A 23416-nucleotide genomic window follows, 5' to 3' on the forward strand; every position below is an offset into this window, starting at 1 on the left:
ATGCACGCCTGTCCGTCAGCCCTTGAGGATCTTGGTGACGCGGGCGTCGATGTCTTCGCGGCGCGCATTGTACCATTTCCAGTCGGGCTGGATCAGCGACGCGACCTTCTCCGGCGTGGTGAGAAGCTTGGCATCGTACTTGGCGTCGAGCTTCACCTTCTTGTTCGCCGGCGAGTACCACACCGCCTCCGCCAGCAGCTTCTGCACGTCGGGCCGCAGCATGTAGTCGATATAGGCGAAGGCCAGTTCCTTGACCTTGGAGCCCGGCGTGACGTTGAGCACCTGCTCCAGCGCCAGCACGCCCTCGGAGGGGCTGGCGAAGTCGACCGGCTGCATGTTCGGCCCTTCGTAGCGGTAGACGCCCGAATCGTGGATGACGCCCATCGACACCTCGCCCGACAGCAGCATCTTTTCCATCTGCCCGGTGAAATCGACCAACTTGATCGGCTTGAGCGCTTCGAGCGCCTTGTAGGCGGCGTCGAGGTCGGTGAGGCCCTTGCCGTAGACCTTGCCGAGCATCATCAGGTGCGCCTGGCCGAGGCTGTTCACCGGGATCAGGTAACCGCCGCGCGAACCGGCCAGCTTGGGATCCGCGAGATCCTTCCACGAGGTCGGCTTTGTCAGGCCCTTGTCGGTGCGATACCCCAGGCCGATGGCGCTGGTGAAGATCGTGACGCCGACGATCTTGTCGCTCACCGCGTAAGGATAGACGTCGGCGATGTTGGGCACTTCCTTGGCGGTGATCTTGTCCATTACCAGGCCCTCGACGACCGCATTCCACTGCTCGTTCGAGTTGGCGTGCAGCACGTCGTAGATCGGGTCGTTCTTCGAGCTGACCTGCAGCTTGGGCAGGAACGGGAAGGCCTGATCGGCCGACACCGTACACTTGAACTCCTTCTCGAAGGCCGGCAGCACCGTGGCCTTCATCACTTCGCCCCACTTGCCGCCCCAGGTCGTGATCTTGAGCGTCTTGGTCTGGGCATGAAGGATCGATGGTGCTCCCACCGTGGCGAGGGCCGCGAGACCCGCACCGGCACGCAACGCTTTGCGACGTGAAATCATGGCAACCCCCTTGTTCGTTCCGATCACAGCTTAACGTAGGCCTTGAGGCCGATCAGCCTCTCCAGCACCAGAACCACCGAAAGTGCGAGCAAGATCGAGACCATCGAGGCGGCCGCAATGGCGCCGTCGAGGTCGAATTTCATGTAGTTGAACAGCACCACCGGCAGGGTCTCGCCCTTTGGCACCACCAGGAACAGCGAGACCGGGAACTGGTCGAACGACACGATGAAGGCGAAGACACCGCCCGCGAAGACGCCCGGCCGGATCAATGGCAGGGTGACCTCGAAGAAGACCCGCATCGGGCTGGCGCCCAGCACGGCGGCGGCCTCCTCGATGCGGCGATCGAAATTGTGCAGCACGGCGAGCGTCGTGCGAATGACGTAGGGCACTGCGACGAGCGTATGGGCCGCGATCAGCCCCCAGACCGGCCGGCCGATCCCCGACAGGAGATAGGCCTGGAACAGCGCGAGGCCGGTCAGGATGGCCGGCACCATCAGCGGCGACATGAAGAAAGCCGTCATCACAGCCCGCCCCGGCAGGTTGCCGCGCACCAGCGCCAGCGCGCAGGCGGCGCCGATCACGATCGACAGGACCAGCACCACGGACGCCACCCACAGAGACAGCCAGAGCGCATTCATGAACTCCGCACTGCCGAAGAACTTCTCGAACCAGCGCAGGCTGATGCCGACCGGCGGGAAGGAGATGTACGGTGTCGGGTTCAGCGCGAACACCAGCACGATCACGATGGGCAGCAACAGGAACGTGAGCAGGAGCGCGTTGAGCGTGAGATAGGCGGCACGTCCCGCGTCGAACGGGCGCCGGTTGGGCGCGGCGCTCATGCCATCCCCTGCCCGCCCGCCAGCCGCGCCAGGATGCGGTTGTAGGCGACGACGATCGCCAGCGAGACCAGCAGCAGGATGACGCCCAGCGCCCCCGCGAAGTTCGGGTTGAAGCTGGTGCCGACCTGCTGGGCGATCAGCATCGGCAGGGTCAGCACGTCAGTGCCGCCCATCAGCGAGGGTGTGACATAGGCGCTGATCGACAACGCGAAGACCAGCAGCGAGCCCGCCAAAATGCCCGGCAGGCTGAGCGGCAAGGTCACCTCGACGAAGGCACGCAACCGGCCGGCGCCCAGGCTGCGCGCCGCCTGCTCCAGCCGCTCGTCGATGCGGCCGATCACACCGGTCAGGGTCAGCACCATGAACGGCACGTAGATATGGACCAGGGCCACGATCGTGCCGAACTCGTTGTACATCAGCGGCAGCGGCTTCTCGATCACGCCCCACTGCATCAGCGTCGTGTTGATGACGCCCTTGTCCTGCAGGATGGTCATCCAGGCGAAGGTGCGCACGACGATGCCGGTCAGCATGGGCGCAATCACCGCCATCAGCACCAGCGCGTGGCCCAGACGGGATTGCATGCGCGCCATCCAATGCGCCAGCGGATAGCCGATCAGCAGCGACACGATCGTGGTGATGAGGCCGATGCGCAGGGTCGACCACAGGGCCTCATGGAAGATGCCGGCCGTATCGAAGATGAAACGCTCGTAGTGGCGGGTCGTCAGGAAGGCGTTGGGATTGGTGACGGGATTGCCGGAATAGAACGACATCGCGGTCATCACGGCGAAGGGCAGCACGAAGAACAGGACGAACAGCAGCCCGGCCGGGGCGATCAGCCAGGCGATCGGCGACAGGCGGGCGGCGGTCGTCATGCCGTCACGATCACGCGGTGGCCGCGACGTCGCCCACGACCCGGACGCGCACGCGCACCGAGTTGCCGGGCAGGTAGGCGAGCGGCATGTCCTCGCTCTCGATCGTGTGCAGGGTCGCGCGGTCGGCGCCGGCCGCGACGGCGCGGTCGTTGGCGATGTGCTGCGCCGCTTCGATCGCCTCGACCCTGGTCATATCCTTGAAGATCTGGTCGCACTCGCCCGAAACCTGGGCGATGGCGGCGCCTACGGCATTGGCGCAATCGCCATGCTCGACATGGATGACCTGCGAAACACCCGCCATTTTATCGGGGATCAGGAACGCCCCACCACCGACGGCGATCAGCGGCACATCGCCCGCCTCGGTCTTCATCCGGTCGACTGCCTCCTCAGCGAGACGCGCCGCTTCGGAGAAGACCTTCGCGCAGGTCGCGGCATCGAGGTGCGCCACCTTCGTCTTGTCGCCGAGATCGAGTACGCCCGCCGCCACCGCCACGTCCGTCGTCGTGAGCTGCGCGCCACCAAAGGCGATGGCGTCGGTCAGCAGGCGATAGCCCACCGAGACCGGGCCGATGGAAAGCGGATCGAGCACCACGTGGCTGCCGCCACCCAGGCCGATCGACAGCAGGTCGGGCATGCGGAACAGCGTGCGCACACCGCCGACCTTGACCACCGAATTGGCTTCGCGCGGGAAGCCGAGCTTGAGCTGGCCCACGTCGGTCGTGGTGCCACCGACATCGATCACCATCGCGTCGCTCAGCCCCGACAGGTAGGCCGCGCCGCGCATGGAGTTCGTCGCACCCGAGGCGAAACTGTAGACGGGCAGGCGCCGTGCCTGACTGGCCTCGGCGACGGTGCCGTCGTTCTGGGTGATGAACAGTGGCGCGGCGATGCCGGAATCGCGGATCGCCTTCTCGAAGGCGGCGATCGTGTCGCGCGACAGGTCGGCCAGGGCCGCGTTCAGCAGCCCGGCATTCTCGCGTTCCAGCAGGCCGATGCGGCCGAGATCGGAAGAACAGGTGATGGCGGCATCCGGGACGACCGAAGCAACCAGTTCCGCAGCGCGCTTCTCGTGGCTGGGATCGAGCGGTGAGAAAACCGACGAGATGCCGACCGCGCGCAGACCCGCCGCCTTCATCTCCTGCGCCGCCTTCAGCACGGCAGCCTCGTCGAGCGGCATGAACGGGCGGCCATCATACTCGTGGCCGCCTTCGACCATCCAGACGCCGCCGCGCACCAGCTCGCCAAGATCCTCGGGCCAGTCGCAGAACGGCGGCAGCGAGGCGCCGGACGGCAGGCCGAGGCGCAGCGCGGCCACCTTCGTAAGATGCCGGCGCTGCACCACGGCATTGATGAAGTGCGTGGTGCCGATCATCACGCCGTCGACCTTCTTCGCCGCGCCGTCGGTACCCTTCAGCACGCCGGTTGCGGCGAGCTTCTTCAGCGCGTCGAGGATGCCCGTCGTCACGTCCTGGCTGGTCGGCGCCTTCACCGCGCCGGATACCTTGCCCTCTTCGATCAGGACTGCGTCGGTGTTGGTGCCGCCGACATCGATACCGATTCGTCTCATGACGCGAACACGCTCCTGAAGTCGAGATCATAGCCAAAAGCCCGCGGGCCGACATGCGCCAGGCCTTCGGGTGTGAGGAAGATGTCGGGGCCTGGCAAGGCGATCACGGTGACCCGCTGCCCGTAGCGCACCGTTTCCGTGCCGACCGCCTCGCCGGACACCGAGTCGAGGACACAGATGAGGTCCGGCGTCATGGCGATGGGTTCGCCATCCTGCGAAGCCACGATCCACTCATTCTGGAAGTTGATACGGAGAGCCGATCCACGCCACTCGTCCATGCCTTCGAGACGCGCGACACCGCGCAGGAAGCCTTCGGTTGCCCGCCGTTCGACGTCGACGATCTTGCCCTTGTAGAGAAGCCGGCCCGGTTCGACCGAGAGGATGGCCGCCACCGGATCGTCGTGAGTCCTCTGTGCTTCGCGCACGGCACGGCCGATGGCGATCGCCTTGGTGGTGGTGCCATGAATGCCCCACTTCTTGACCTCGGCCCCCGTGCGGGGCGGCTGGCAGGTCGGGGCCGTGGAGCCATATTCGACACAGATCTTGCGCACGATCCGTTCCGCCCATTTCCACGACGGCACGGTCTCGACGATCGCTTCGAGGCCGCGCACGTCGACCGCCGTCAACGGACAGGGCTTGAGGCCGCCCACTGCGACAGAGGTCATCTGCGCCTCGGGATAGGCGCGGCCCATCGTATCGGAATCGACGACCGGAACGCCGAGATGGGCCGCGACCATGAACGGCCGCACGCCGTTGCCGCCGCCGATCTCCATCCCCATCACGGCGTCGAACCGGCGTCCGGTATGCTCTTCCATCAGCCGTGCTGCGCGCGCGATCGTCTGGTGATCCGTCAGCCGCTCGATGCCGACCAGCGGTGCGCCCATATTGGCGATGACGCCGACCCAATCGTCATCGCCGAGGTCCGAGGCCGGCATGAGTTCGACGCGACGGCCCTCGCGATAGAGCACCCGCATGTTGAGCAGCGACAGATAGGGATTGCCGCCGCCACCGGTGCCCAGGACCCAGGCCCCGACGGCGAGCGATTCGATGTCGTCCTCTGTGATCTCGCGGCGGCTCACCCGAAGACGCTCTTGAATTCGATGTCGTAGCCGAAGGCCATGGGGCCCACATGCTGCAGGCCTTTGGCGCTGAGGAAGACCGGCGGCGGCGGCAGCGCGATCACCGTCACGCGCTGGCCGTAGCGGATCGTCTCGGTACCGACCGCCTCGCCCGAAACGGAATCCAGCACGCAGATCAGGTCCGGCGACATGGCGACGGGCTTGCCGTCGAGCCACGCTACGATCCACTCGTTCTGGAAGTTGATCTCCATGCCCGAGCCGCGCCACTCGTCCATGCCGTCGAAGCGGGTGCGACCGCGCAGAAAGCCCTCGGTCGCGCGTCGTTCGACGTCGACGACCTTGCCCTTGTAGAGGACCTTGCCCGGTTCGACCGAAAGAATGGCCGCGATCGGGTCTTCATGCCTGCGCTGGGCCTCACGCACGGCGTGGCCGATGGCGATGGCCTTGGTCGTGGTGCCCTGGATGCCCCACTTCTTCACCTCGGCGCCGGTGCGCGGCGCCTTGCAGGTCGAGGCGATCGAACCATACTCGACGCAGATCTTGCGGCTCACCCGCTCCATCCACTTCCAGGTCGGCACCTTCTCGACGACCGACTCGAGCCCGCGCACGTCGACCGTCGTCAGAGGACAGGGCTCGAGATCGCCGACGGCAACCGACGTCATCTGCGCCTCGGGGTAAGCGCGGCCCATCATGTCGGCGTCGATCACCGGGCGCTTGAGGTGAGCCGCCGCCATCAGCGGCTGGATCGAATTGCCGCCGCCGATCTCGAGCGCCATGATTCCGCGGAAACGGTAGCGCGTATGGCGCTCCATCAGGTCGACGGCGCGCGCGATGGTGCGGCTATCGGTGAGACGTTCCTGTCCGACCAGCGGCGCGCCCATGTTCGAAACGGCGGCGACCCAGTCGTCGTCGGCCAGCTCGGAGGCCGGCATGAGTTGGACGCGATAGCCTTCCTTGTAGAGGGCCCGCATGTTGAGCAGGCCGAGATACGGGCTGCCGCCGCCGCCCGTGCCGAGGACCCAGGCGCCAACGGCCAGCGATTCGATGTCGTCGAGAGTGATGTCGGTCAGGGGCATGGGCCAGTGCTTCGGGCGAATTTTCTCTTGTCGGGTCAGACGAGGTCCGCCGGAGCGCCGCCTTGCAAGATCGGGACCACCGACGCAGCGTGTTTCGTCGCGTGATGAGTTCGAGCCCGCATGACATCTTGCCCCGTGTTCAGGCATGTCTACGGATTGGGCAGGCAGGCATCAATACGTGCGAGCACGTATGGGGAGAAGACAAGTGGAGACCAGGCGCATACCGCGCATTGCCGTGATCACGATGGGCCATGCCCCGCGTCCCGATGTGATGCGGGAAATCGCTCCCCTGCTCGGCGAAGCCGAGTACGAAGAGTTCGGAGCCCTCGACAACGATCCCGAAGCGATGATCGCGAGCATGGCGCCGCGCGGCGACGAGTTGAGCTATCTCACCCAGGTGCGCAGCGGCCGGCACGTCATCGTCGAAGCCGGCTTCGTGACGAGGCGCACCGAGGCGCTCGTCGCAGACCTCGATGGCCGCGATTACGATCTTCTCATCCTGGCGATGACCGGCATGCGAGCGCGACTTTCGACGCGCACGCCACTCATCCACGGCCAGGATGCGCTCGACGCCTGGATCTCCGCCCTGGTGGCCAGCAACTCGCGCATCGGCATCATTTTCCCCCTGGCGAGCCAGCAATCGGCTGCGAGCGAGAGCGACTACGGCACGATGCTGAAGAGCTCGCTGGCGAGCATCGGCGGCAGCCAGAGTTCCGACCTGACCCGAGCCATCGACCGCGTGTCCGGCGCGGACCTCATCGTGATGAACTCGGTCGGCTACACCGGCGGGATGGCCCAGGAGGTCGCGCGCACCAGCGGCAAGCCGGTCGTGACCGCTTGCCGCATCATCGCCAGCACGGCCCGCCTGCGCCTGTCCGAGATCGCCGGCAAGCCGCTCGACCTCCCGGTCGCCACCTATACCGGCGCCGAGCTGCTGCGGCGACTTCCGCAGGCCGCTCTCGACTCGCTGACGCGGCGCGAGACGGAGGTGCTGGTTCAGGTGCTGGAAGGTGCCGGCAACAAGTACATCGCGCGGGCGCTGGGCATCAGCCACCGTACCGTCGAGATCCACCGCGCTCGCGCGATGCTGAAGCTGGGCGCGACGTCGACTCCCGAACTTATCCGGCGTGCATTGAGGCAGTCGGACCGCTGAAGTCCGACGGCGGCCCTCACGGTGCGAGCGGCGGTACGGCAGCCAGGATCGGCGCGCTCGAAATCTGCATCAGGCCGGAGAATGGCTTGGCCATTTCGAGGATCAGGAACAGGGCCGCTGCCACCGAAAGGGCGACCAGCACCAGCGCCACGGCCGATGTCGGATTCACCGGCGAGAACAGGCAGTAGCTGGCGAACAGCACGGTGAGCCAGAAAATCAGCACCACGAGGATCGGCAGCGGCAATCCGGACCTCGACTGCTCGTAAAGGGCGAGTCTGGCCTGCGAGATCGCGACGGCGAGTTGGAGGGCCTGCGTGGCGAGGGCTGATGTGACGGCTGTCCCGCCCGGCAGAGCATGGAGACCGGCATAGACCTGCGACGCAAGCGTCCCGCTGCCGTACAGCGCGCCACGAGCCTGGGCTTTCGGATCATGCCAGATTCCCTCGATCATCTGGTCGACGGCTTCCCTCAGCAGGATGCGCACCGGCTTCGCGTCCGGACCGTACTGATCGAGCACCGCGTCGAGCAGGGTGAGATTGGCGGCAATCTGGCGGACTTCGGCACGCTGGGCTTCGTAGCTGCTGCTCGCCGAGTTGATGAGAAGACCGAGGACCAGTGCCGCGATCGTACCGACGAGGCCGGCTCCGAGCCGCACGATGTCGCGAGCATGACCGTCGAGATGATGGTCGGGCAGCCAGCGGCGCAGCAAGACACCGATCACTGCGCCAAGGAGCATGACCCCGCATGTCGCGAGCGAGATCCAGATGGGCTGCACGAAATAGACCTTTCCCGGGGGCGCCGTACGCTGGCGCACGCTGAATTCTAGCACTTCTGCGAAACGCGCACGGCTTGCTTTTTGCAGGGGTTCCGGGGCGCATGTTAGCGTTCGTGTAGCGTAATCGGAGGACATCGATGCAGCCATCCATCCAACCCGTGAGGGGGCAGCCCGTCGCCCCGCCGCTGATCGGCGGCGAGATTCCGCTGATCGATGTCTCGGCCTATCTGGCAGGCGTTCCCGGCGCAGCCGAGAAAGCCGCGGCCGAACTTCGCTACGCCTTCGAGAATGTCGGCTTCTACTATCTCGCGGGTCACGGCGTGCCGCAGAAGCTGATCGATGCCACCTATGAAGCGGCCGCACGCTTCCATGCCCAGCCCATGGCAGCCAAGCTCGCGGTGAAGGTCGACGAGCACAATATCGGCTACATGCCGATCGCCGAGAAGGCGCCGCCCAACGCGGCCGCGCAGGGCAAGAAGCCCAGCCAGAACGAGGCCTATTTCCTGCGCCGCGAGCGCGACGCCAGCGACCCCGATGTGATCTCGGGCCGTCGCTTCCATGCGCCCAACAAGTGGCCGGCCGACCTGCCGGGCTTCCGCGACACGACGCTCGAATACATCTCGACGCTCGAGAAGCTCTGCCAGAAGCTCGTGAAGCTCTACGCGCTGGCGCTCGATCTCCCGGAGACGTATTTCGACGCGTGCTTCGCCAAGCCGCACATGATCCTGCGGATGTCGCGCTATCCGCAGATCGACGGCGCCGACGAGAGCGTCGAGAGCCTGGTCCCGCATACCGACTCGGGCTTCATGACCCTGCTGCCGCCCAACAAGGTGCAGGGCCTGTCGATCCTGCTGCCCGACGGGCGCTGGATGGAGGCGCCCGGCCTCGAGAATGCCTTCGTCGTGAACGGCGGCGACATCCTCCACCGCTGGAGCAACGAGCGGTTCCTGTCGACGCCACACCGCGTGCGCAACGTTTCGGGACAACTCCGCTACGCCATTCCCTTCTTCTGCGATCCCGACCACGACACGATGATCGAGTGCCTGCCGTCGTGCCAGTCGCCCGAGAAGCCCGCCAAGTATCCGCCGATCAAGTTCGGCGACTATGCGCTGTGGTTCGCCGCCCAGCGCTACGGCCACATGTCGAAGGTCCAGGCGCCGTCCGAGACCGAGATCGCGCCGGGTGAGCGCGCAACCTCCCGCTGGCAGGCCTGATCCGATGCGCCTTCGTGACCTGCTTGCGGCCGGCTCCGCCGCTGCCTTTCTCCTCGCCTCGCCCGCTTTCGCCCAGACCAAGACCATCAAGGCGGTGATGCATTCCGACCTCAAGGTCCTCGACCCGATCTGGACGACCGCCAACATCGTGCGCAACCACGGCTACATGGTGTGGGACACGCTGTTCGCGATGGACGAGAAGCTGCAGCCGCAGCCCCAGATGGTCGACACCTGGACCCTGAGCGACGACAAGCTCACCTACACTTTCACGCTGCGCGACGGGCTGAAGTGGCATGACGGCAAGCCGGTCACGGCCGAGGATTGCATCGCCTCGCTGAAGCGTTGGGGCGCTCGCGATTCGACGGGCGTGAAGATGCTGAGCTTCGTCTCGTCCTTCGAACCGGTGAACGACAAGACGTTCAGGATCGTGCTGAAGGAACCGTATGGGCTGTTGATCGATTCGCTGGCCAAGCCGGGCGGCTCGACTCCGCTGATGATGCCCAAGCGCATCGCCGACACCGACCCGGCCAAGCAGATCTCCGAGTTCATCGGGTCCGGCCCCTTCATCTTCAAAGCCGACGAGTGGAAGCCGGGCGACAAGACCGTCTATGTGAAGAACCCCGACTACAAGCCGCGTCCCGAGCCGGCGTCGGGCCTGGCCGGCGGCAAGGTCGCCAAGGTCGATCGCGTGGAATGGTTGGCCATCCCCGACCATCAGACCGCGGTGAACGCCCTGCTCGCCGGCGAGATCGACTATATCGAGGCGCCGCCGCACGACCTGAAGTCGCTGCTTCTGGCGGACAAGAACATCAAGCTCGAGGTCTATAACAAGATCGGCGCGCAATACGTGTTCCGCTGGAACACGGTCGTGCCGCCTTTCAACAACGAGAAGGTACGGCGCGCTGCAGAGTATGCCTTCGACCAGAAGGCGTTCCTCCAGGGCGTGATCGGCGACGAGAAGTATTACCAGACCTGCGATGCCATGTTCGTCTGCGGCACGCCGCTCGAATCGAACGCCGGCATGGACGGGCTGGTGCGGGGCAACTTCGCCAAGTCGAAGGAGCTTCTCAAGGAGGCGGGTTACGACGGCACACCGATCGTGATGCTGCACACGACCGACATCGCGGTGCTGACCAATGCCGGCCCGATCGCCAAGGACCTGCTCGAGAAGGGCGGCTTCAAGGTGCAGATGGTGCCGCTCGACTTCCAGGCCATCGTGGCGCGGCGCCTGCGCAAGACACCGCCGCAGGATGGCGGCTGGAACGGCTTCATGACCGCATGGCTCTCGATCGACATGATGAACCCGCTGACCAACAGCATGCTCACCGCCTCGTGCGACAAGGCCAATTTCGGCTGGCCCTGCGACGCCGAGGTCGAGAAGCTGCGTGACGCCTTCGCGCGAGCGCCCGATCTCGAGAGCCGCAAGAAGATCGCCGCCGACCTGCAGGCGCGCGCCATCACCTACGGCACGCATGTCCCGCTGGGCCAGTACACGCTGCCGACCGCAACCCGTTCGGACCGGCTGAGCGGTATCGTGACGAGCCCCATTCCGGTATTCTGGAACATCGAGAAGAAGGGCAACTGACGCCCATCACGCCGGGGCCGACGATGCTTTCCGAGAAAACCCGCATCGTCGGCGCCAGCGCCATCGGCAACGTCCTCGAATGGTTCGATTTCGCGATCTACGGATACTTCGCGATCACCATCGGCCAGGCCTTCTTTCCGCACCAGGAGCCGGTGGCGCAGCTGCTGTCCACCTTCGGCGTGTTCGCCATCGGCTGCCTGATGCGGCCGCTGGGCAGCCTTCTCTCGGGCAGCATCGGCGACCGATACGGCCGGCGCGCCGCGCTCACCTTCTCGATGACGGCGATGGCGTTTTCGACCTTCCTCGTCGGACTCCTGCCCGGCTATGACACGCTCGGGCTGGCAGCGCCCCTGATCCTGACGGTCCTGCGCATGGTGCAGGGCCTGGCGCTCGGAGGCGAGTGCCCGACTGCCTTCATCTTCATGATCGAGCATGCGGGGGCGCACCGGCGCGGCCTGGCCGGCGCGATGGCGACTGGCGGCGGCACGGCCGGTCTCCTCCTCGGTTCGGCGACCGGCGCGATCCTCACGGCGCTCATGCCGCCTGAGTTCCTGCAGGACTGGGGCTGGAGGCTACCCTTCCTCCTCGGCCTGCCGGTCGGGCTGATGGGCCTCTGGCTACGGCGGGGCGTGCCCGAGCCGCCACGAGAGGCCGGCATGCTGCAGGCGCCGGTGCGGGAGGTGTTCAGCCACCATCGCTGGCTGCTGGCCCGGCTGGCCGGCATGGCATCGCTGGGCGCCGTGACGTTCTTCATCGTGTTCCTGTACCTCGTGAGCTGGCTCCAATTTGTCGACGGCGTCACGCCGGCCCGCGCCCTGGCCTTCAACACGATCGCCATGGCATCGGCTCTCCCCATCTATCTCGCCTCAGGATGGTTGAGCGACCGGATCGGGCGTCGCAAGTTGCTCCTCGGCGCGATGGCGGCAGGGTTCGTGGGCGCGGTGCCCCTGTTCTGGATGATGCAGCACAGCGATCCCCTCATGGTCCTGGCCGGCCAGTTCGGCTTCGTGCTGATCATCTCCACGATTTTCGGTGCCGAACCCGCCTTCATGGTGGAAGCGACCCCGTCCCCGATCCGCTGCACGGCCGTCGCACTCGCCTTCAACCTGCCGGCCGGCATCCTGGGCGGCCTCTCGCCCCTCGCGGCAGCATGGCTGATTCATCGCACCGGAAACGATCTCAGCCCTGCCTTCCTCATCATGGCTGCGGCAGCCGTTTCCCTGGTCGCGACAGCGTCGTTTCGCGACAGGACAGGGATGCCCGACGAACGGCCTGAACAGGTGACAGGCAGTAATCCCCGTCAGCTCGTGGCATAGTCCCGCGAGATGAATCCCATCAGCACTCGCCGCATCGTTGCGGCCGGCACCATCGGCAACCTGCTCGAATGGTACGATTTCGCGGTCTACGGCTACTTCGCCGCCACCATCGGCCGTGTCTTCTTCCCCGCCGAGAATCCTGTGGCGCAGGTCCTGGCCGCCTTCGGCATCTTCGCGCTGGGCTATCTGATGCGCCCGCTGGGCGGCATCGTGGTCGGCCATATCGGCGACCGGCTCGGCAGGCGGGCCGCGCTAACCTTCTCGATTGCCGCCATGGCGCTCCCGACCTTTCTCGTGGGCCTGCTGCCGGGCTACGAGACCCTGGGCGTCGCGGCGCCCATCCTGCTCACGCTGCTGCGCATGATCCAGGGCCTGTCGGTCGGCGGTGAGGCCACGACCGCAATGGTCTTCCTGGTCGAACAGGCACCGGCCGGGCGCCGCGGCCTGGTCGGCAGCTTCTGCTCTCTGGCCGCCACCGGCGGCTTCCTCCTGGGCTCGGGAATCGGTGCGGCTTTCGCTGCACTCCTGCCGCCGGAGGCACTGGCGACCTGGGGCTGGCGCGTGCCGTTCCTGCTCGGCCTGCTGCTCGGCGTCGTCGGCTGGTGGATCCGCCAGGTCATCGTCGAGGAGGCCCCGGCCAAGGCGAGCCACGGCTCGCCCCTGATCGAAACGCTGCGCCATCACGGCCGCGCCGTAATGCGCGTGGCCGGCATCACCGTCTTCAACGCCGTCGGCTTCTACTTGATGTTCCTCTACGTAGTGACCTGGCTGCAGACCGTCGACGGAATCCCGCCGGCGCGTGCTTTGGAGATCAACACCGTCAGCATGGTCTTCCTGCTGCCGGTAATGCTCGCGTCCGGCTGGCTGTCGGACCGGCTGGGCCGCCGACCGCTGATGTTTGCCGCCATGGTTCTGGGCTTCGTCGGCGCGCTGCCGCTGCTCTGGCTGATGCATCATCCCGATCCGAGGCTGATCCTGGTGGGACAGCTCGCTCTGGTGGTGCCGGCCGGCATGGGCCTCGGCATCATCCCCTCCCTCTTGACCGAGGCGGTGGCGGGCCGGGTCCGCTGCACCGCCATCTCGCTGGGCTACAACATCGCCTTCGGTGTGATCGGCGGCCTGACGCCGCTCACCGCCGCCTGGCTGATCGCTCGCACGGAAATGGACCTGAGCCCGGCCTGGCTGTTCATGGGCGCCGCCGCCATCTCCATCGCGACCCTCCTCACCTTCCGCGAGACGTCGCGCGATGCGACGCTGCCGCCGTGAAGACCACACGTCGCGCGCTGGCGCCGATGGCGCTCGCGGCAGCGACGCTGCCAGCCCGGGCAGCACCTCCTCCCTGGATCGACGCGCACACCCACGCCTTCGTGCGTGGGTTGAAGCTCGCCGTCGATGCGCGCTATGCGCCGACCTACGACGCATCCTGGGAGACGTTGCTGAAGTTGGCCGAGACCAATGGCGTCGGACGTACGGTGCTGCTGCAGCCCTCGTTCCTGGGCTACGACAATTCCTATCTCTTCGCCGCGCTGAAGGCCGAGCCGCAGCACTTTCGCGGCGTGCCGTGGATCTCGCCCTCGGTCGAGACGCGGCCCGAAGAGTGGGAGGAGATGGCGCGCATCGGCGTGCGTGGGCTGCGCTTCCCGATCTTCGGCCTGCCATCGCCGCAATGGTCGGCCTATCATGAGATGCTGGGCGAGGCCCTGAAGCGGGACTGGCCGATCCACCTCTATGTCGAGAGCAAACGCCTGCCCGAGATGCTGCCGTTCCTGCTCGACGGCGGCCACAAGGTCGTGATCCCCCACTACGGCATGTTCGATCGCACTCTGGGCCCGGCGCGCGATCCAGGCTTCAAGACCCTTCTGGAAAGCGCGAGAACGGGCCGTGTCTTCGTCGTGATGTGCGGCGCCTATCGTGTCGGTCCCGAACGCGCCCGGATGGCGGCGCCCATGCTGCTCGATGCCTTCGGGCCCGAGCGCCTGATGTGGGGCAGCGACTGGCCGCATACCGATACGGATCTGAACCGCGTCACCACCTATCCGATCACGCTCCGGACGTTCGAGGACTGGGTGCCGGACGAGGCGGCTCGGCGCACGATCCTGGTCGATACGCCGACACGGCTCTACGGGTTTTAGGCGGCGCCACCCTCGACGGCGCGACTTTCGGCACGCCAGCGCAGCATGCCGCCGGGGAGGTTGGCGACGTCGGCCAGCCCTGCCTTCTGCAGGATCGCGGTCGCATGGGCGGAGCGGCTGCCGGCGCGGCAGACGGCAACGACCGGCTTGTCCTTCGGCAGGTCCTTGGCCCGCGACGCCAGTTCGCCGAGCGGCACGAGTGTAGCGCCGCGGATATGACCGAGAGGACCGGAGAACTCGGCCGGCTCGCGGACGTCGACGATGTTCACCTTCGCCAGATTCTCTTCGAGCCAATGCGGCTCGACCTCCCAGACGCCACCGAACGTGAAGCGCAGCGGCGCCCAGCCCGGCTCGGCCGGCGGCGGCGTCTCGTTGCCGGGCTGGCCGCAGCGCAGGTTGGCGGGCACGGCCTCATCGATCTTTTTCGGGTGAGGAAGGTCGAGGTTCTTTATGTAGCCGACATAGTCGTTTTCGCCGACCTCGCCGCCCAGCCGCGGATTGAACCGCTTCTCTTCGGCGACGCTGCTGACCGTCAGGCCGCGATAGTCGTGCGCGGGATAGAGCAGGCAGCTTTCGGGGAGCGCGAAGATGCGCGAGCGGACGGAGCGATAGAGGGCGCGAGGATCGCCCTGCTGGAAGTCGGTGCGGCCCGAGCCGCGGATCAGCAGGCAGTCGCCGGTGAAGGCCATGCTCTCGTCATCGAGCACGTAGGTAACGCAGCCCGACGTATGACCCGGCGTGGCACGGACCTCGAGCGACCGGCGACCGAACTCGATCCGGTCGCCGTCCTCCAGCAGGCGGTCGGCCCCCGCCGCGCCCGAGGCCGCCGACAGCGCGATCCGGCTGCCCAGCCGCTGCTTCAGCAGCCAGGCACCGGTGACATGGTCGGCATGGACGTGGGTGTCGAGTGTCCAGGCGAGCGTGAGGCCGAGTTCGCCGATCAGTGCCGCATCGCGCCGTACCTGTTCGAATACCGGGTCGATCAGCAGCGCCTCTTTCGAGACGCTGCAGCCGAGCAGGTAGGTGTAGGTCGACGAGGTCGGATCGAAGAGCTGGCGGAAGACGAGCATCGGCCTCTCCCTTCTCAGGCTGGTGCGCTGGCCTTGTCGAGGGCGGCGACCGATTCCGGATCGAGCTCCAGGGTCGTCGAGTTGAGCACGTCGTCGAGCTGCTTCAGGCTGGTCGCGCTCACGATCGGCGCCGTGATCGCCTTGCGCTGCAGCAGCCAGGCGAGCGCCACCTGCGCCAAAGTGGCGCCATTCTTCTCGGCGGCATCGTCGAGCGCCTTCAGCACGGCCATGCCCTTCGGGTTGATGTACTTCTTCACGCCGGCGCCGCGCTGGGCATTTCCAACATCGGCCTCGGACCGGTACTTGCCCGTCAGGAAGCCGCTGGCCAGGGAATAGTAGGGAATCACGCCGATTCCCTGCTTCAGGCACTCGTCCTCCAGCGCTCCCTCGAACAGGCCGCGCTCCATCAGATTGTAGTGCGGCTGGAGGCTCTCGTAGCGCGGCAGGCCCTTTTCCTTAGCGATCGCCGCGGCCTCGGCAAGGCGCGGCGCCTCGAAGTTGGAGGCGCCGATGAAGCGGATCTTGCCCGCCTTCACCAGCTCCCCGTAGGTCGAGAGCGTCTCTTCCTGCGGCGTGTCCTTGTCGTCCTTGTGCGACTGGAAGAGGTCGATACGGTCCGTATTGAGCCGCTTCAACGAGGCGTCGACCGACTCCTTGATGTTCTTCGCCGAGAGCGCACCGCTCGGCAGGCCGAGGCCGCACTTGGTCGCCAGCACGATCTTGTCGCGCTTGGACGGGCCTTTCTTCAGCCAGCTCCCGATCACCGTCTCGCTCTCGCCGCCCTTGTTGCCCGGAAACCAGCGGGAATAAACGTCGGCCGTGTCGACGAAGGAGAAGCCATGGTCGACGAAGGCGTCGAGCAACTTGTGGGACGTCGCCTCGTCGGCCGTCCAGCCGAAGACATTGCCGCCGAAGGCGATGGGTACGAATTCGAGGTCCGACTTGCCGAGTTTGCGCTTCTGCATCTTTGACTCCTCTGGAGATTTACTCTGCGGCCTTGGGGGGCGCGGCGACAGGCGCCTCGACCTTCGCCTCGGCCACCGGCGGGACGGCAGGTGTCGCGGGGATCGGAAACGGATAGTTGTTGCCAGACGCGAACTGGATGCCGAGCGCCGGGAACTGCTCGTACATTCGCCGGATCACAATACGCTGGACCAGGGTCGGGTTCTTGGGCCGCGCCATGAACTTGAAGCGCACGATGACCGAGTTGTCCTTGATGTCGACGACACCCTGCATCTTGGGCGGGTCCAGCAGGATCGGCTTGTAGGCCGCCTCCTCCATCATCGCGAGGCCGATCTTCTTAACCGTCTTGCGGAGCAATTCGACGTCAGTGCCGTTGGCGAAGGCGATATTGAACTTCACCACTGTCCAGTCCCGGCTGAAGTTGGTGATGTGGGCGACTTGCCCGAACGGCACGATGTTGAGCTGACCGTTCTGGTGCCGCAGCTTCAGTGAGCGGACGCTGAACCCTTCGACGGTGCCCTTACCTTTGCTGCAGTCCACATACTCACCGATACGGAAGGAGTCTTCGGCGAGGAAGAAGACGCCCGACACGATGTCCCGCACCAGCGACTGGCTACCGAACGAGACGGCGAGGCCGAGCACGGACGCGCCGGCGATCAGCGGCGTGATGTTGACACCGAGTTCCGCCAGGACCAGCAGTCCGCCAATGATGGCAATGGTGGCGCCCGCAACGACGCGCAGTAGCGGCATCAGGGTGCGCAGCCGGGAGGCCGCGACCTGGACTTCCTCCTCCGAATCCCCCGAAACGTCGGCCGAGGGTAGCGGATTGGCGGCAATGTAGGAGTCCATGCGGTACTTGAGGAACCGCCAGCCGGCATAGATCGCCACCGCACTGATCGCCGCCATCTTGGCCCCGCGATCGTGCGCGACCCATTCGTCGGCCGTCGCCGCGGCCAGGACGCGGACCATCAGCGCCTCGGCGATCAGGATCGCCACATAGAGGCGCACGAGCAGACGCACGCAGTCGGCCACGACGTCGCCGGCCATCGGCAGTTCGGAGACGATGTGGCGCGTGATGCGGTGCATCAGCGTCTCGAACAGCAGCAATGCGATCAGGGCGGATTCGATGGTCGACAGGCCACGCGCCGCGGTGCCGCTCTCGGTCAGGGCGGCATAGACGGAGGCGGCGCCCAGCAGCACGTAGAAGGCGAGACCGCCCATCCACCAGTTGCGTGCCGCGTCGAGCTTGAGCTGGCGGCTGAAACCGGTCTGCGGCACCATGGCGGTCAGCCAGGTCGCCATGTCGAAGCGCCAGCGCCAGACGATTCCCACCAGCAGCACCGCGATCACCGGCACGTAGAGGATGATGGCGGCGCTCGTGATCTCGCGGTTCGCTCCGGTCGCGTCGAGAGCACGCGCCGCGAGACTTCCGACCAGCGGCAGCAGAACCACGAGGTCCAGCGCGACCAGCAGGCGATGCGCCGTGCCATCGTCTACCGGGGCGATGCGACCTTCCGCCAGGTTCGGGCGCAGAAAGGCGCGGAACACCAGGTTGAACGCCCGCCAGTAGACGAGGGCGTGCAGCAACATCTGGCCGAGGTGTGAGCCGAGGCTGTCCGACGGGCCGAGTTGGGCGAGCACCAGCCGGCCGGCGACGGCCAGCGCCATCAGGGCGAGCGCGTCCAGCAGCAGCGCGCGGAAGAAGGCGCGCAGCGGCGTCTTGCTGGCGAGCCGGTCGAAGGCATGGACCCGGGCGCGGCTCAGGATCAGGCGGGTGATGAATTCGGCCATGAGGCCGGCCACGACGAGACCGACGAGAAGCAACGCCGTGCGCCCCCCGATCGCCTCCGGCAGGCCCATGAGGTGCGCGCCGAGTGCGGGAAGTTGCGCGACCGTGAACTCGAACCGCTCGGTCATCATCAACAGGAATCCGGCCGCGGCGGTGTGGCCGCCCGTCACCGTTTGGGCCCCTGCGGGAAACGCCCAGCCGGCGGCGAGTGCACCAATCGCCGAGGCGCCGCCGCAGCTTGACCGTTTCATCGATTTTCCCCCAAAGGATGTCTTCCGGACCCTAAGGCAATTGGCGCCAAGTCGCCAGACGACACGACAGGAGAGACGCCCCGATGCTCGGCCTCATGCAGGATCGCCCGCTTCTGATTTCGCAGCTCATCGAGCATGCCGCCCTCAACCACGGCGACACGGAGATCGTCTCCCGAACCGTCGAAGGCCCGATCCACCGCTACACCTACCGCGATGCGAACAAGCGGGCGAAGAAGGTCGCCGAGGCGCTGCTCGGCCTCGGCATCAAGGTCGGCGATCGCATCGGCACGCTGGCCTGGAATGGCTACCGGCATTTCGAGCTCTACTACGGCATCTCCGGCATGGGCGCGGTCTGCCACACGATCAATCCGCGGCTGTTTCCCGAGCAGATCGTCTACATCGTGAACCATGCCGAGGATCAGCTCCTTTTCGTCGATCTCAACCTGCTCCCGGCCGTCGAGAAGCTGCTGCCGCAAATGAAGGGCGTGCGCCACGTCGTGGCGATGACCGACCGTGCGCACCTTCCCAAGGACTGCAACATCCCCAACCTGTTGGTCTACGAGGAGCTGATCGCCGACAAGCCCGGCACCTATGAATGGCCGGAGTTCGACGAGCGCACGGCCTCCTCGCTCTGCTACACATCGGGCACGACGGGCAATCCCAAGGGAGTGCTCTATCACCACCGCTCGACCATCCTGCACGCCTATGGCGCGGCCCTGCCCGATACGCTGAACCTCTCGGCGCGCTCGGTGGTGCTCCCCGTGGTCCCGATGTTCCACGTCAATGCCTGGGGCCTGCCCTATTCAGCCGCACTGGTCGGCGCCAAGCTGGTCTTCCCCGGCGTCGCGCTCGATGGCGCCAGCCTGCACGAGCTGTTCGAGAAGGAACGGGTCACCTTCACGGCCGGTGTGCCGACCGTGTGGCTGGCGCTGCTGAACCACATGAAGGCCAACAAGCTCACGCTCTCGACCGTGAAGTATGCCGTAATTGGCGGCTCGGCCGCCCCGCCGGCCATGATCGAGACCTTCGACAAGGAATTCGGCGTCGAGGTGCTGCATGCCTGGGGCATGAGCGAGATGAGCCCGCTCGGCACGGTCAACCATCCCAAGGAAAAGCATCTCGACTTCTCGCCCGCCGATCTGCTGCAGGTGCGCCTGAAGCAGGGCCGCCCGCCCTACGGCGTCGAGATGATGATCGTCGACGATGCCGGCAACGAACTGCCGCGCGACGGCGAGGCGTTCGGCGACCTGCTGGTGCGCGGTCCCTGGATCACCTCGGGCTACTTCAAGGGCGAGGGTGGCGAGGTGCTGCGGGCCCTCGAGGGCAAGGGCGGCGGCTGGTTCGCGACCGGCGACGTCGCCACCATCGATCCCGACGGCTACATGCAGATCACCGACCGTTCCAAGGATGTGATCAAGTCAGGCGGCGAGTGGATCAGCTCGATCGACCTCGAGAACGCCGCCATGGCCCATCCCGCGGTCGCCGAGGCGGCGGTGATCGGGGTCACACACCCCAAATGGGACGAGCGCCCGCTGCTGATCGTACACCGGAAGCCCGACGCCCAGATCGACAAGCAGGAACTGGTCGACTTCCTCGCGACCAAGGTCGCCAAATGGTGGCTGCCCGACGACGTCCAGTTCGTCGACGCCATCCCCCACACCGCCACCGGCAAGATCCTGAAGACCCGCCTGCGCGAGGACTTCAAGGACTACAAACTGCCGACGGCGTAGAGCAGTCGATCAAAAGTCTCTACCTCCCCCACACAGGGGGAGGCTGAGTTATGATCAACTCAGCGCCGCCCACATGAACAGGAGCGTCGCGCCCACGCCGAGCATCGTACGTTTGACGTGGAGTTTGCCCCAGCGGCGCAGCAGCGTGTGGCTGTCCTCGCCGGCATCGTCGAGGTCGATTGCCTTCAGCTCGTTGTTGACGGGCATGATCATCAGGGCGGTGTAGGCCCAGTTGGCACCCATCAGGATGGCCCCGACGATGTAGAGTTCGTCGCGCGTCTGCCACCACGCCGCCATACCCAGCGCGAATCCCAGGGCCGCCAGCGTGCCCTGCATCATCGTCCCTCGCCTGTAGGCGGGCTTCCAGTGCTGGAGCTGCGCGCGGTCGTCGAGTTCGGAGCGGGCCGGGTGCTCGGCGAAGCTCACGTAAAAGGCCGCACCGGCGAAGAGCGACGCCGTCACCAGGGCGAGAATTCCGAAGATCATGACATTCCTTCCGTGCGCGCTGGACCGCGGCGCCGTGACGGCATTATCGTCCGTTCCGGGCGAAATAGGGAGCCCGAGGAGGAGCAGACCGTGGCCACCGAAACAATTCCCGTCATCGATCTCGGCCCCTATCTGGCGGGCGAGCCCGGCGCGATGGACCGCACCGCCAAGGAGCTGCGCTTCGCGCTGACCGAGATCGGCTTCTACTTCATCGTGAACCACGGCATCGCGCGCGAGAAGATCGCCGCCATGTTCGCCGAGGTGAAGCGCTTCCACGACCAGCCGGTCGAGAAGAAGCTTGAGCTCAAGCTCGACCAGCACAATACCGGCTACCTGCCGATGCGCGGCAACACGTTGCGCACCTCGACGGTCCAGGCCGGCACCAAGGCCAATCTCAACGAAGCCTTCTTCGTGAAGCGCGAGATGGCGCCGGATCATCCCGACGTGCTGTCGGGGCGGCGCTTTCGCGGTCTCAACCGCTGGCCCGACCTGCCCGGCTTCCGCGATACCGTCGTCGACTACTGCAACGAGATGGAGCGGCTGGTGCAGAAGATGGTGCGGCTCTACGCGCGCGCCCTCGACCTGCCGGCCAACTATTTCGACACCGCCTTCGCCGAGCCGATGTTCTCGATGCGCATGACTCACTACCCGCCACAGGACGGACCGGTGGACGACGAGTTCGGCCTGGCGCCGCATACCGACACCAGCTTCCTCACCCTGCTGGCGCCGAACGAGGTGCAGGGCCTGTCGATCCGCAGCCAGAGCGGGACCTGGATCGACATGCCGGCCATCGACAACGCCTATGTCGTGAACGGCGGCCAGATGCTGCAGCGCTACACCAACGATCTGTTCCTGGCGACGCCGCACCGCGCCATCAACAAGACGGTCGGCGCGCGCTATGCGCTGCCCTTCTTCTGCGACAGCGGCATCGACTGGCCGGTTGCCGCCGTGCCGACCACGGTCGGCCCCGACAAGCCGCCGAAATACCCCACGACCTGGTACAGCGATTACATGACCTGGTACCTCAAGCGGAACTACGACGTGCTCAACACGGAGGCCCAGCAGGCCGCCGAATGAGCCCGCGCGCCGACGCCATCCCGATCATCGATCTCGGCCCCTGTCTGGCGGGCCAGCCCGGGGCGATCGAGCGCGCCACCCGGGAGCTGCACGCGGCGCTGACCGAAATCGGTTTCTATTTTGTCGTCAATCACGGCGTGCCGCCGGATCTGATCCGCAACACGTTCCATCAGGCGGCGCGGTTTCATGCCCTGCCGCTCGATCGCAAGATGGAAGTCAGGATCGACACGCACAATGTCGGCTACCTGCCGATGCGGGGCGACACGCTGCGCACCTCCACGGTTCAGGCCGTCACCAAGCCCAATCTCAACGAAGCCTTCTTCGTCGCGCGCGACCTCCCGGCCGACCACCCCGACGTCGTGGCCGGCCGGCGTTTCCGCAGCGCCAACCGGTGGCCGTCGGACCTGCCGGGTTTCCGCGAGACCATCATCGCCTATTGCGACACCCTGGAGCGGCTGGTCCGCCGGCTGGTGCCGCTCTATGCCCGCGCCCTCGGCCTGCCCCCGACCTACTTCGATGCAGCCTTCGCCGAGCCGCAATACAAGCTGCGCATGACGCATTATCCGAACCAGCCGGCCCTCGCCGACGACGAGTTCGGCATCGCCCCGCACACCGACACGAGCTTCCTCACCCTGCTGGCACCCAACGATGTGTCCGGCCTGTCGATCCGCAGCCGGGACGGGCATTGGATCGAGGCGCCCGTCCTGCCCGACGCCTATCTCGTGAACGGCGGACAGCTCCTGCAGCGCTGGACCAACGATGTCTGCCTCGCCACGCCACATCGCGCCGTCAATCGCAGCGGCGGCGAGCGCTATGCGCTGGCCTTCTTCTGCGACAATACCATCGACTGGCCGATCGCTGCCGTGCCGACAACGGTGGGGCCCGACAGACCGCCGAAATACCCGACGACCTCGTACACCGATTACATGGTCGAGTATCAGAAGCGGACCTACGACCTGCTGAACGCCGACCCGAAGGCTGCCGAATGAGCGACGCGATCGAGCTGGGCCCTGTCGTCCCCATCTTGCGCATCTTCGACACCGCCAAGGCAAAGGAGTTCTACGTCGACTTCCTCGGATTCACCTGGGACTGGGAGCATCGCTTCGACGACAACGCGCCGCTCTATGCCCAGATTTCGCGCGCCGGTGTCGTGCTCCATCTCAGCGAGCATCACGGCGATGGCGCGCCGGGTTCGGCGATGATGATCCAAACCAAGGGCATCGAGGCGTTTCATCACGAACTCACGCAGAAGAAGTATCGCTTCGCACGCCCGGGTCTCGAGGACCAACCGTGGGGTGCGCGCACGGTCACGGTGACCGACCCGTTCGCCAACAAGCTTACCTTCAGCGAGTCGAACGACTAGACTTCCCGCATCACCGG

21 protein-coding genes are annotated in these 23416 nt (G+C 66.1%); 10 read left to right on the top strand and 11 right to left on the bottom strand.

All coding sequences use genetic code 11. The features are described from left to right. Positions 1 to 15: 15 nt before the first annotated feature. From ACT6UX_RS17500 to ACT6UX_RS17525, 6 genes are read right to left on the bottom strand one after another with little or no spacing between them, the layout of a single operon-like run. On the bottom strand, positions 16 to 1062 hold the full coding sequence (locus tag ACT6UX_RS17500; RefSeq protein WP_444776427.1) for an extracellular solute-binding protein: 1047 nt from the start codon (positions 1060 to 1062) through the stop codon (positions 16 to 18). Between the two features lie 23 nt (positions 1063 to 1085). Then, positions 1086 to 1901: an ABC transporter permease gene (locus ACT6UX_RS17505; protein ID WP_444776428.1), complete on the bottom strand. Its 816-nt coding sequence runs from the start codon at positions 1899 to 1901 to the stop codon at positions 1086 to 1088. Next, positions 1898 to 2773 carry an ABC transporter permease gene (locus tag ACT6UX_RS17510; RefSeq protein WP_444776429.1) on the bottom strand — a complete coding sequence of 292 codons (876 nt, stop codon included), beginning with the start codon at positions 2771 to 2773 and terminating at the stop codon, positions 1898 to 1900. Before ACT6UX_RS17510 ends, ACT6UX_RS17505 begins: the two co-directional genes overlap by 4 nt. A gap of 10 nt (positions 2774 to 2783) precedes the next feature. After that, positions 2784 to 4340 (bottom strand): hydantoinase/oxoprolinase N-terminal domain-containing protein, encoded by a 1557-nt coding sequence (locus ACT6UX_RS17515; RefSeq protein WP_444776430.1) that lies wholly within the window; start codon positions 4338 to 4340, stop codon positions 2784 to 2786. Continuing rightward, the gene (locus ACT6UX_RS17520; RefSeq protein ID WP_444776431.1) at positions 4337 to 5419 is read right to left on the bottom strand and encodes a DUF917 domain-containing protein; all 1083 of its coding nucleotides are present in this window, start codon (positions 5417 to 5419) and stop codon (positions 4337 to 4339) included. Before ACT6UX_RS17520 ends, ACT6UX_RS17515 begins: the two co-directional genes overlap by 4 nt. Then, a complete protein-coding gene (locus ACT6UX_RS17525; RefSeq protein WP_444776432.1) occupies positions 5416 to 6495 on the bottom strand; it encodes a DUF917 domain-containing protein in 1080 nt (359 codons plus the stop codon). The genes ACT6UX_RS17520 and ACT6UX_RS17525 overlap by 4 nt, the downstream gene beginning before the upstream one ends. Before the next feature lie 205 nt (positions 6496 to 6700). Between ACT6UX_RS17525 and ACT6UX_RS17530 the strand changes: the two genes are divergently transcribed. Then, a complete protein-coding gene (locus ACT6UX_RS17530; protein ID WP_444776433.1) occupies positions 6701 to 7648 on the top strand; it encodes an AroM family protein in 948 nt (315 codons plus the stop codon). Positions 7649 to 7664: 16 nt separating this feature from the next. On the opposite strand, the gene ACT6UX_RS17535 is transcribed toward ACT6UX_RS17530, so the two are convergent. Beyond that, positions 7665 to 8462: a bestrophin-like domain gene (locus ACT6UX_RS17535; protein WP_444776434.1), complete on the bottom strand. Its 798-nt coding sequence runs from the start codon at positions 8460 to 8462 to the stop codon at positions 7665 to 7667. A 98-nt stretch (positions 8463 to 8560) separates the two neighbouring features. Here ACT6UX_RS17535 and ACT6UX_RS17540 point away from each other — a divergent pair, with 98 nt between their 5' ends. Genes ACT6UX_RS17540 through ACT6UX_RS17560 form a run of 5 tightly spaced genes read left to right on the top strand, consistent with a single transcriptional unit; the run spans position 8561 to position 14670 of the window. After that, complete coding sequence (locus ACT6UX_RS17540) at positions 8561 to 9637, top strand: isopenicillin N synthase family dioxygenase (RefSeq protein ID WP_444776435.1); 1077 nt, start codon at positions 8561 to 8563, stop codon at positions 9635 to 9637. Between the two features lie 4 nt (positions 9638 to 9641). Next, the gene (locus ACT6UX_RS17545) at positions 9642 to 11222 is read left to right on the top strand and encodes an ABC transporter substrate-binding protein (protein WP_444776436.1); all 1581 of its coding nucleotides are present in this window, start codon (positions 9642 to 9644) and stop codon (positions 11220 to 11222) included. Positions 11223 to 11245: 23 nt separating this feature from the next. Next, a complete protein-coding gene (locus ACT6UX_RS17550; RefSeq protein ID WP_444776437.1) occupies positions 11246 to 12538 on the top strand; it encodes an MFS transporter in 1293 nt (430 codons plus the stop codon). 9 nt (positions 12539 to 12547) lie between these two features. Beyond that, positions 12548 to 13804, top strand: coding sequence for an MFS transporter (locus ACT6UX_RS17555; RefSeq protein WP_444776438.1), 1257 nt, complete (start codon positions 12548 to 12550; stop codon positions 13802 to 13804). Beyond that, positions 13801 to 14670: an amidohydrolase family protein gene (locus ACT6UX_RS17560; RefSeq protein ID WP_444776439.1), complete on the top strand. Its 870-nt coding sequence runs from the start codon at positions 13801 to 13803 to the stop codon at positions 14668 to 14670. The genes ACT6UX_RS17555 and ACT6UX_RS17560 overlap by 4 nt, the downstream gene beginning before the upstream one ends. Here ACT6UX_RS17560 and ACT6UX_RS17565 read toward each other — a convergent pair. The 3 genes from ACT6UX_RS17565 to ACT6UX_RS17575 are packed head-to-tail and all read right to left on the bottom strand — an operon-like array spanning position 14667 to position 18743. Beyond that, entirely contained in the window at positions 14667 to 15740 is a 1074-nt protein-coding gene (locus ACT6UX_RS17565) for a rhodanese-like domain-containing protein (protein ID WP_444776440.1), read from the bottom strand. The two genes, ACT6UX_RS17560 and ACT6UX_RS17565, sit on opposite strands and share 4 nt — an antisense overlap. Positions 15741 to 15754: 14 nt before the next feature. After that, entirely contained in the window at positions 15755 to 16705 is a 951-nt protein-coding gene (locus tag ACT6UX_RS17570; protein ID WP_444776441.1) for an aldo/keto reductase, read from the bottom strand. A gap of 19 nt (positions 16706 to 16724) precedes the next feature. Further along, a complete protein-coding gene (locus tag ACT6UX_RS17575; RefSeq protein ID WP_444776442.1) occupies positions 16725 to 18743 on the bottom strand; it encodes a mechanosensitive ion channel family protein in 2019 nt (672 codons plus the stop codon). Positions 18744 to 18826: 83 nt separating this feature from the next. On the opposite strand from ACT6UX_RS17575, the gene ACT6UX_RS17580 reads away from it, so the two are divergent. Further along, complete coding sequence (locus ACT6UX_RS17580) at positions 18827 to 20473, top strand: 3-(methylthio)propionyl-CoA ligase (protein WP_444776443.1); 1647 nt, start codon at positions 18827 to 18829, stop codon at positions 20471 to 20473. A gap of 54 nt (positions 20474 to 20527) precedes the next feature. Here the strand turns inward: ACT6UX_RS17580 and ACT6UX_RS17585 are convergent, their stop codons facing one another. Then, positions 20528 to 20959 carry a DUF1772 domain-containing protein gene (locus tag ACT6UX_RS17585; protein ID WP_444776444.1) on the bottom strand — a complete coding sequence of 144 codons (432 nt, stop codon included), beginning with the start codon at positions 20957 to 20959 and terminating at the stop codon, positions 20528 to 20530. Between the two features lie 90 nt (positions 20960 to 21049). Here ACT6UX_RS17585 and ACT6UX_RS17590 point away from each other — a divergent pair, with 90 nt between their 5' ends. From ACT6UX_RS17590 to ACT6UX_RS17600, 3 genes are read left to right on the top strand one after another with little or no spacing between them, the layout of a single operon-like run. Beyond that, positions 21050 to 22036, top strand: coding sequence for an isopenicillin N synthase family dioxygenase (locus ACT6UX_RS17590; RefSeq protein WP_444776445.1), 987 nt, complete (start codon positions 21050 to 21052; stop codon positions 22034 to 22036). Next, the gene (locus ACT6UX_RS17595; RefSeq protein ID WP_444776446.1) at positions 22033 to 23025 is read left to right on the top strand and encodes an isopenicillin N synthase family dioxygenase; all 993 of its coding nucleotides are present in this window, start codon (positions 22033 to 22035) and stop codon (positions 23023 to 23025) included. The genes ACT6UX_RS17590 and ACT6UX_RS17595 overlap by 4 nt, the downstream gene beginning before the upstream one ends. Then, on the top strand, positions 23022 to 23399 hold the full coding sequence (locus ACT6UX_RS17600; protein ID WP_444776447.1) for a glyoxalase superfamily protein: 378 nt from the start codon (positions 23022 to 23024) through the stop codon (positions 23397 to 23399). The genes ACT6UX_RS17595 and ACT6UX_RS17600 overlap by 4 nt, the downstream gene beginning before the upstream one ends. Positions 23400 to 23416: the final 17 nt, after the last annotated feature.

It is taken from the genome of Reyranella sp. (genome assembly GCF_052439685.1).
GTDB lineage: Bacteria > Pseudomonadota > Alphaproteobacteria > Reyranellales > Reyranellaceae > Reyranella.

Excerpts from the sequence above, each read along its gene's own strand:
- ACT6UX_RS17500 (WP_444776427.1), bottom strand. The coding sequence starts at position 1,062 with ATGATTTCACGTCGCAAAGCGTTGCGTGCCGGTGCGGGTCTCGCGGCC.
- ACT6UX_RS17505 (WP_444776428.1), bottom strand. The coding sequence starts at position 1,901 with ATGAGCGCCGCGCCCAACCGGCGCCCGTTCGACGCGGGACGTGCCGCC.
- ACT6UX_RS17510 (WP_444776429.1), bottom strand. The coding sequence starts at position 2,773 with ATGACGACCGCCGCCCGCCTGTCGCCGATCGCCTGGCTGATCGCCCCG.
- ACT6UX_RS17515 (WP_444776430.1), bottom strand. The coding sequence starts at position 4,340 with ATGAGACGAATCGGTATCGATGTCGGCGGCACCAACACCGACGCAGTC.
- ACT6UX_RS17525 (WP_444776432.1), bottom strand. The coding sequence starts at position 6,495 with ATGCCCCTGACCGACATCACTCTCGACGACATCGAATCGCTGGCCGTT.
- ACT6UX_RS17540 (WP_444776435.1), top strand. The coding sequence starts at position 8,561 with ATGCAGCCATCCATCCAACCCGTGAGGGGGCAGCCCGTCGCCCCGCCG.
- ACT6UX_RS17545 (WP_444776436.1), top strand. The coding sequence starts at position 9,642 with ATGCGCCTTCGTGACCTGCTTGCGGCCGGCTCCGCCGCTGCCTTTCTC.
- ACT6UX_RS17550 (WP_444776437.1), top strand. The coding sequence starts at position 11,246 with ATGCTTTCCGAGAAAACCCGCATCGTCGGCGCCAGCGCCATCGGCAAC.
- ACT6UX_RS17555 (WP_444776438.1), top strand. The coding sequence starts at position 12,548 with ATGAATCCCATCAGCACTCGCCGCATCGTTGCGGCCGGCACCATCGGC.
- ACT6UX_RS17565 (WP_444776440.1), bottom strand. The coding sequence starts at position 15,740 with ATGCTCGTCTTCCGCCAGCTCTTCGATCCGACCTCGTCGACCTACACC.
- ACT6UX_RS17570 (WP_444776441.1), bottom strand. The coding sequence starts at position 16,705 with ATGCAGAAGCGCAAACTCGGCAAGTCGGACCTCGAATTCGTACCCATC.
- ACT6UX_RS17575 (WP_444776442.1), bottom strand. The coding sequence starts at position 18,743 with ATGAAACGGTCAAGCTGCGGCGGCGCCTCGGCGATTGGTGCACTCGCC.
- ACT6UX_RS17580 (WP_444776443.1), top strand. The coding sequence starts at position 18,827 with ATGCTCGGCCTCATGCAGGATCGCCCGCTTCTGATTTCGCAGCTCATC.
- ACT6UX_RS17585 (WP_444776444.1), bottom strand. The coding sequence starts at position 20,959 with ATGATCTTCGGAATTCTCGCCCTGGTGACGGCGTCGCTCTTCGCCGGT.
- ACT6UX_RS17595 (WP_444776446.1), top strand. The coding sequence starts at position 22,033 with ATGAGCCCGCGCGCCGACGCCATCCCGATCATCGATCTCGGCCCCTGT.
- ACT6UX_RS17600 (WP_444776447.1), top strand. The coding sequence starts at position 23,022 with ATGAGCGACGCGATCGAGCTGGGCCCTGTCGTCCCCATCTTGCGCATC.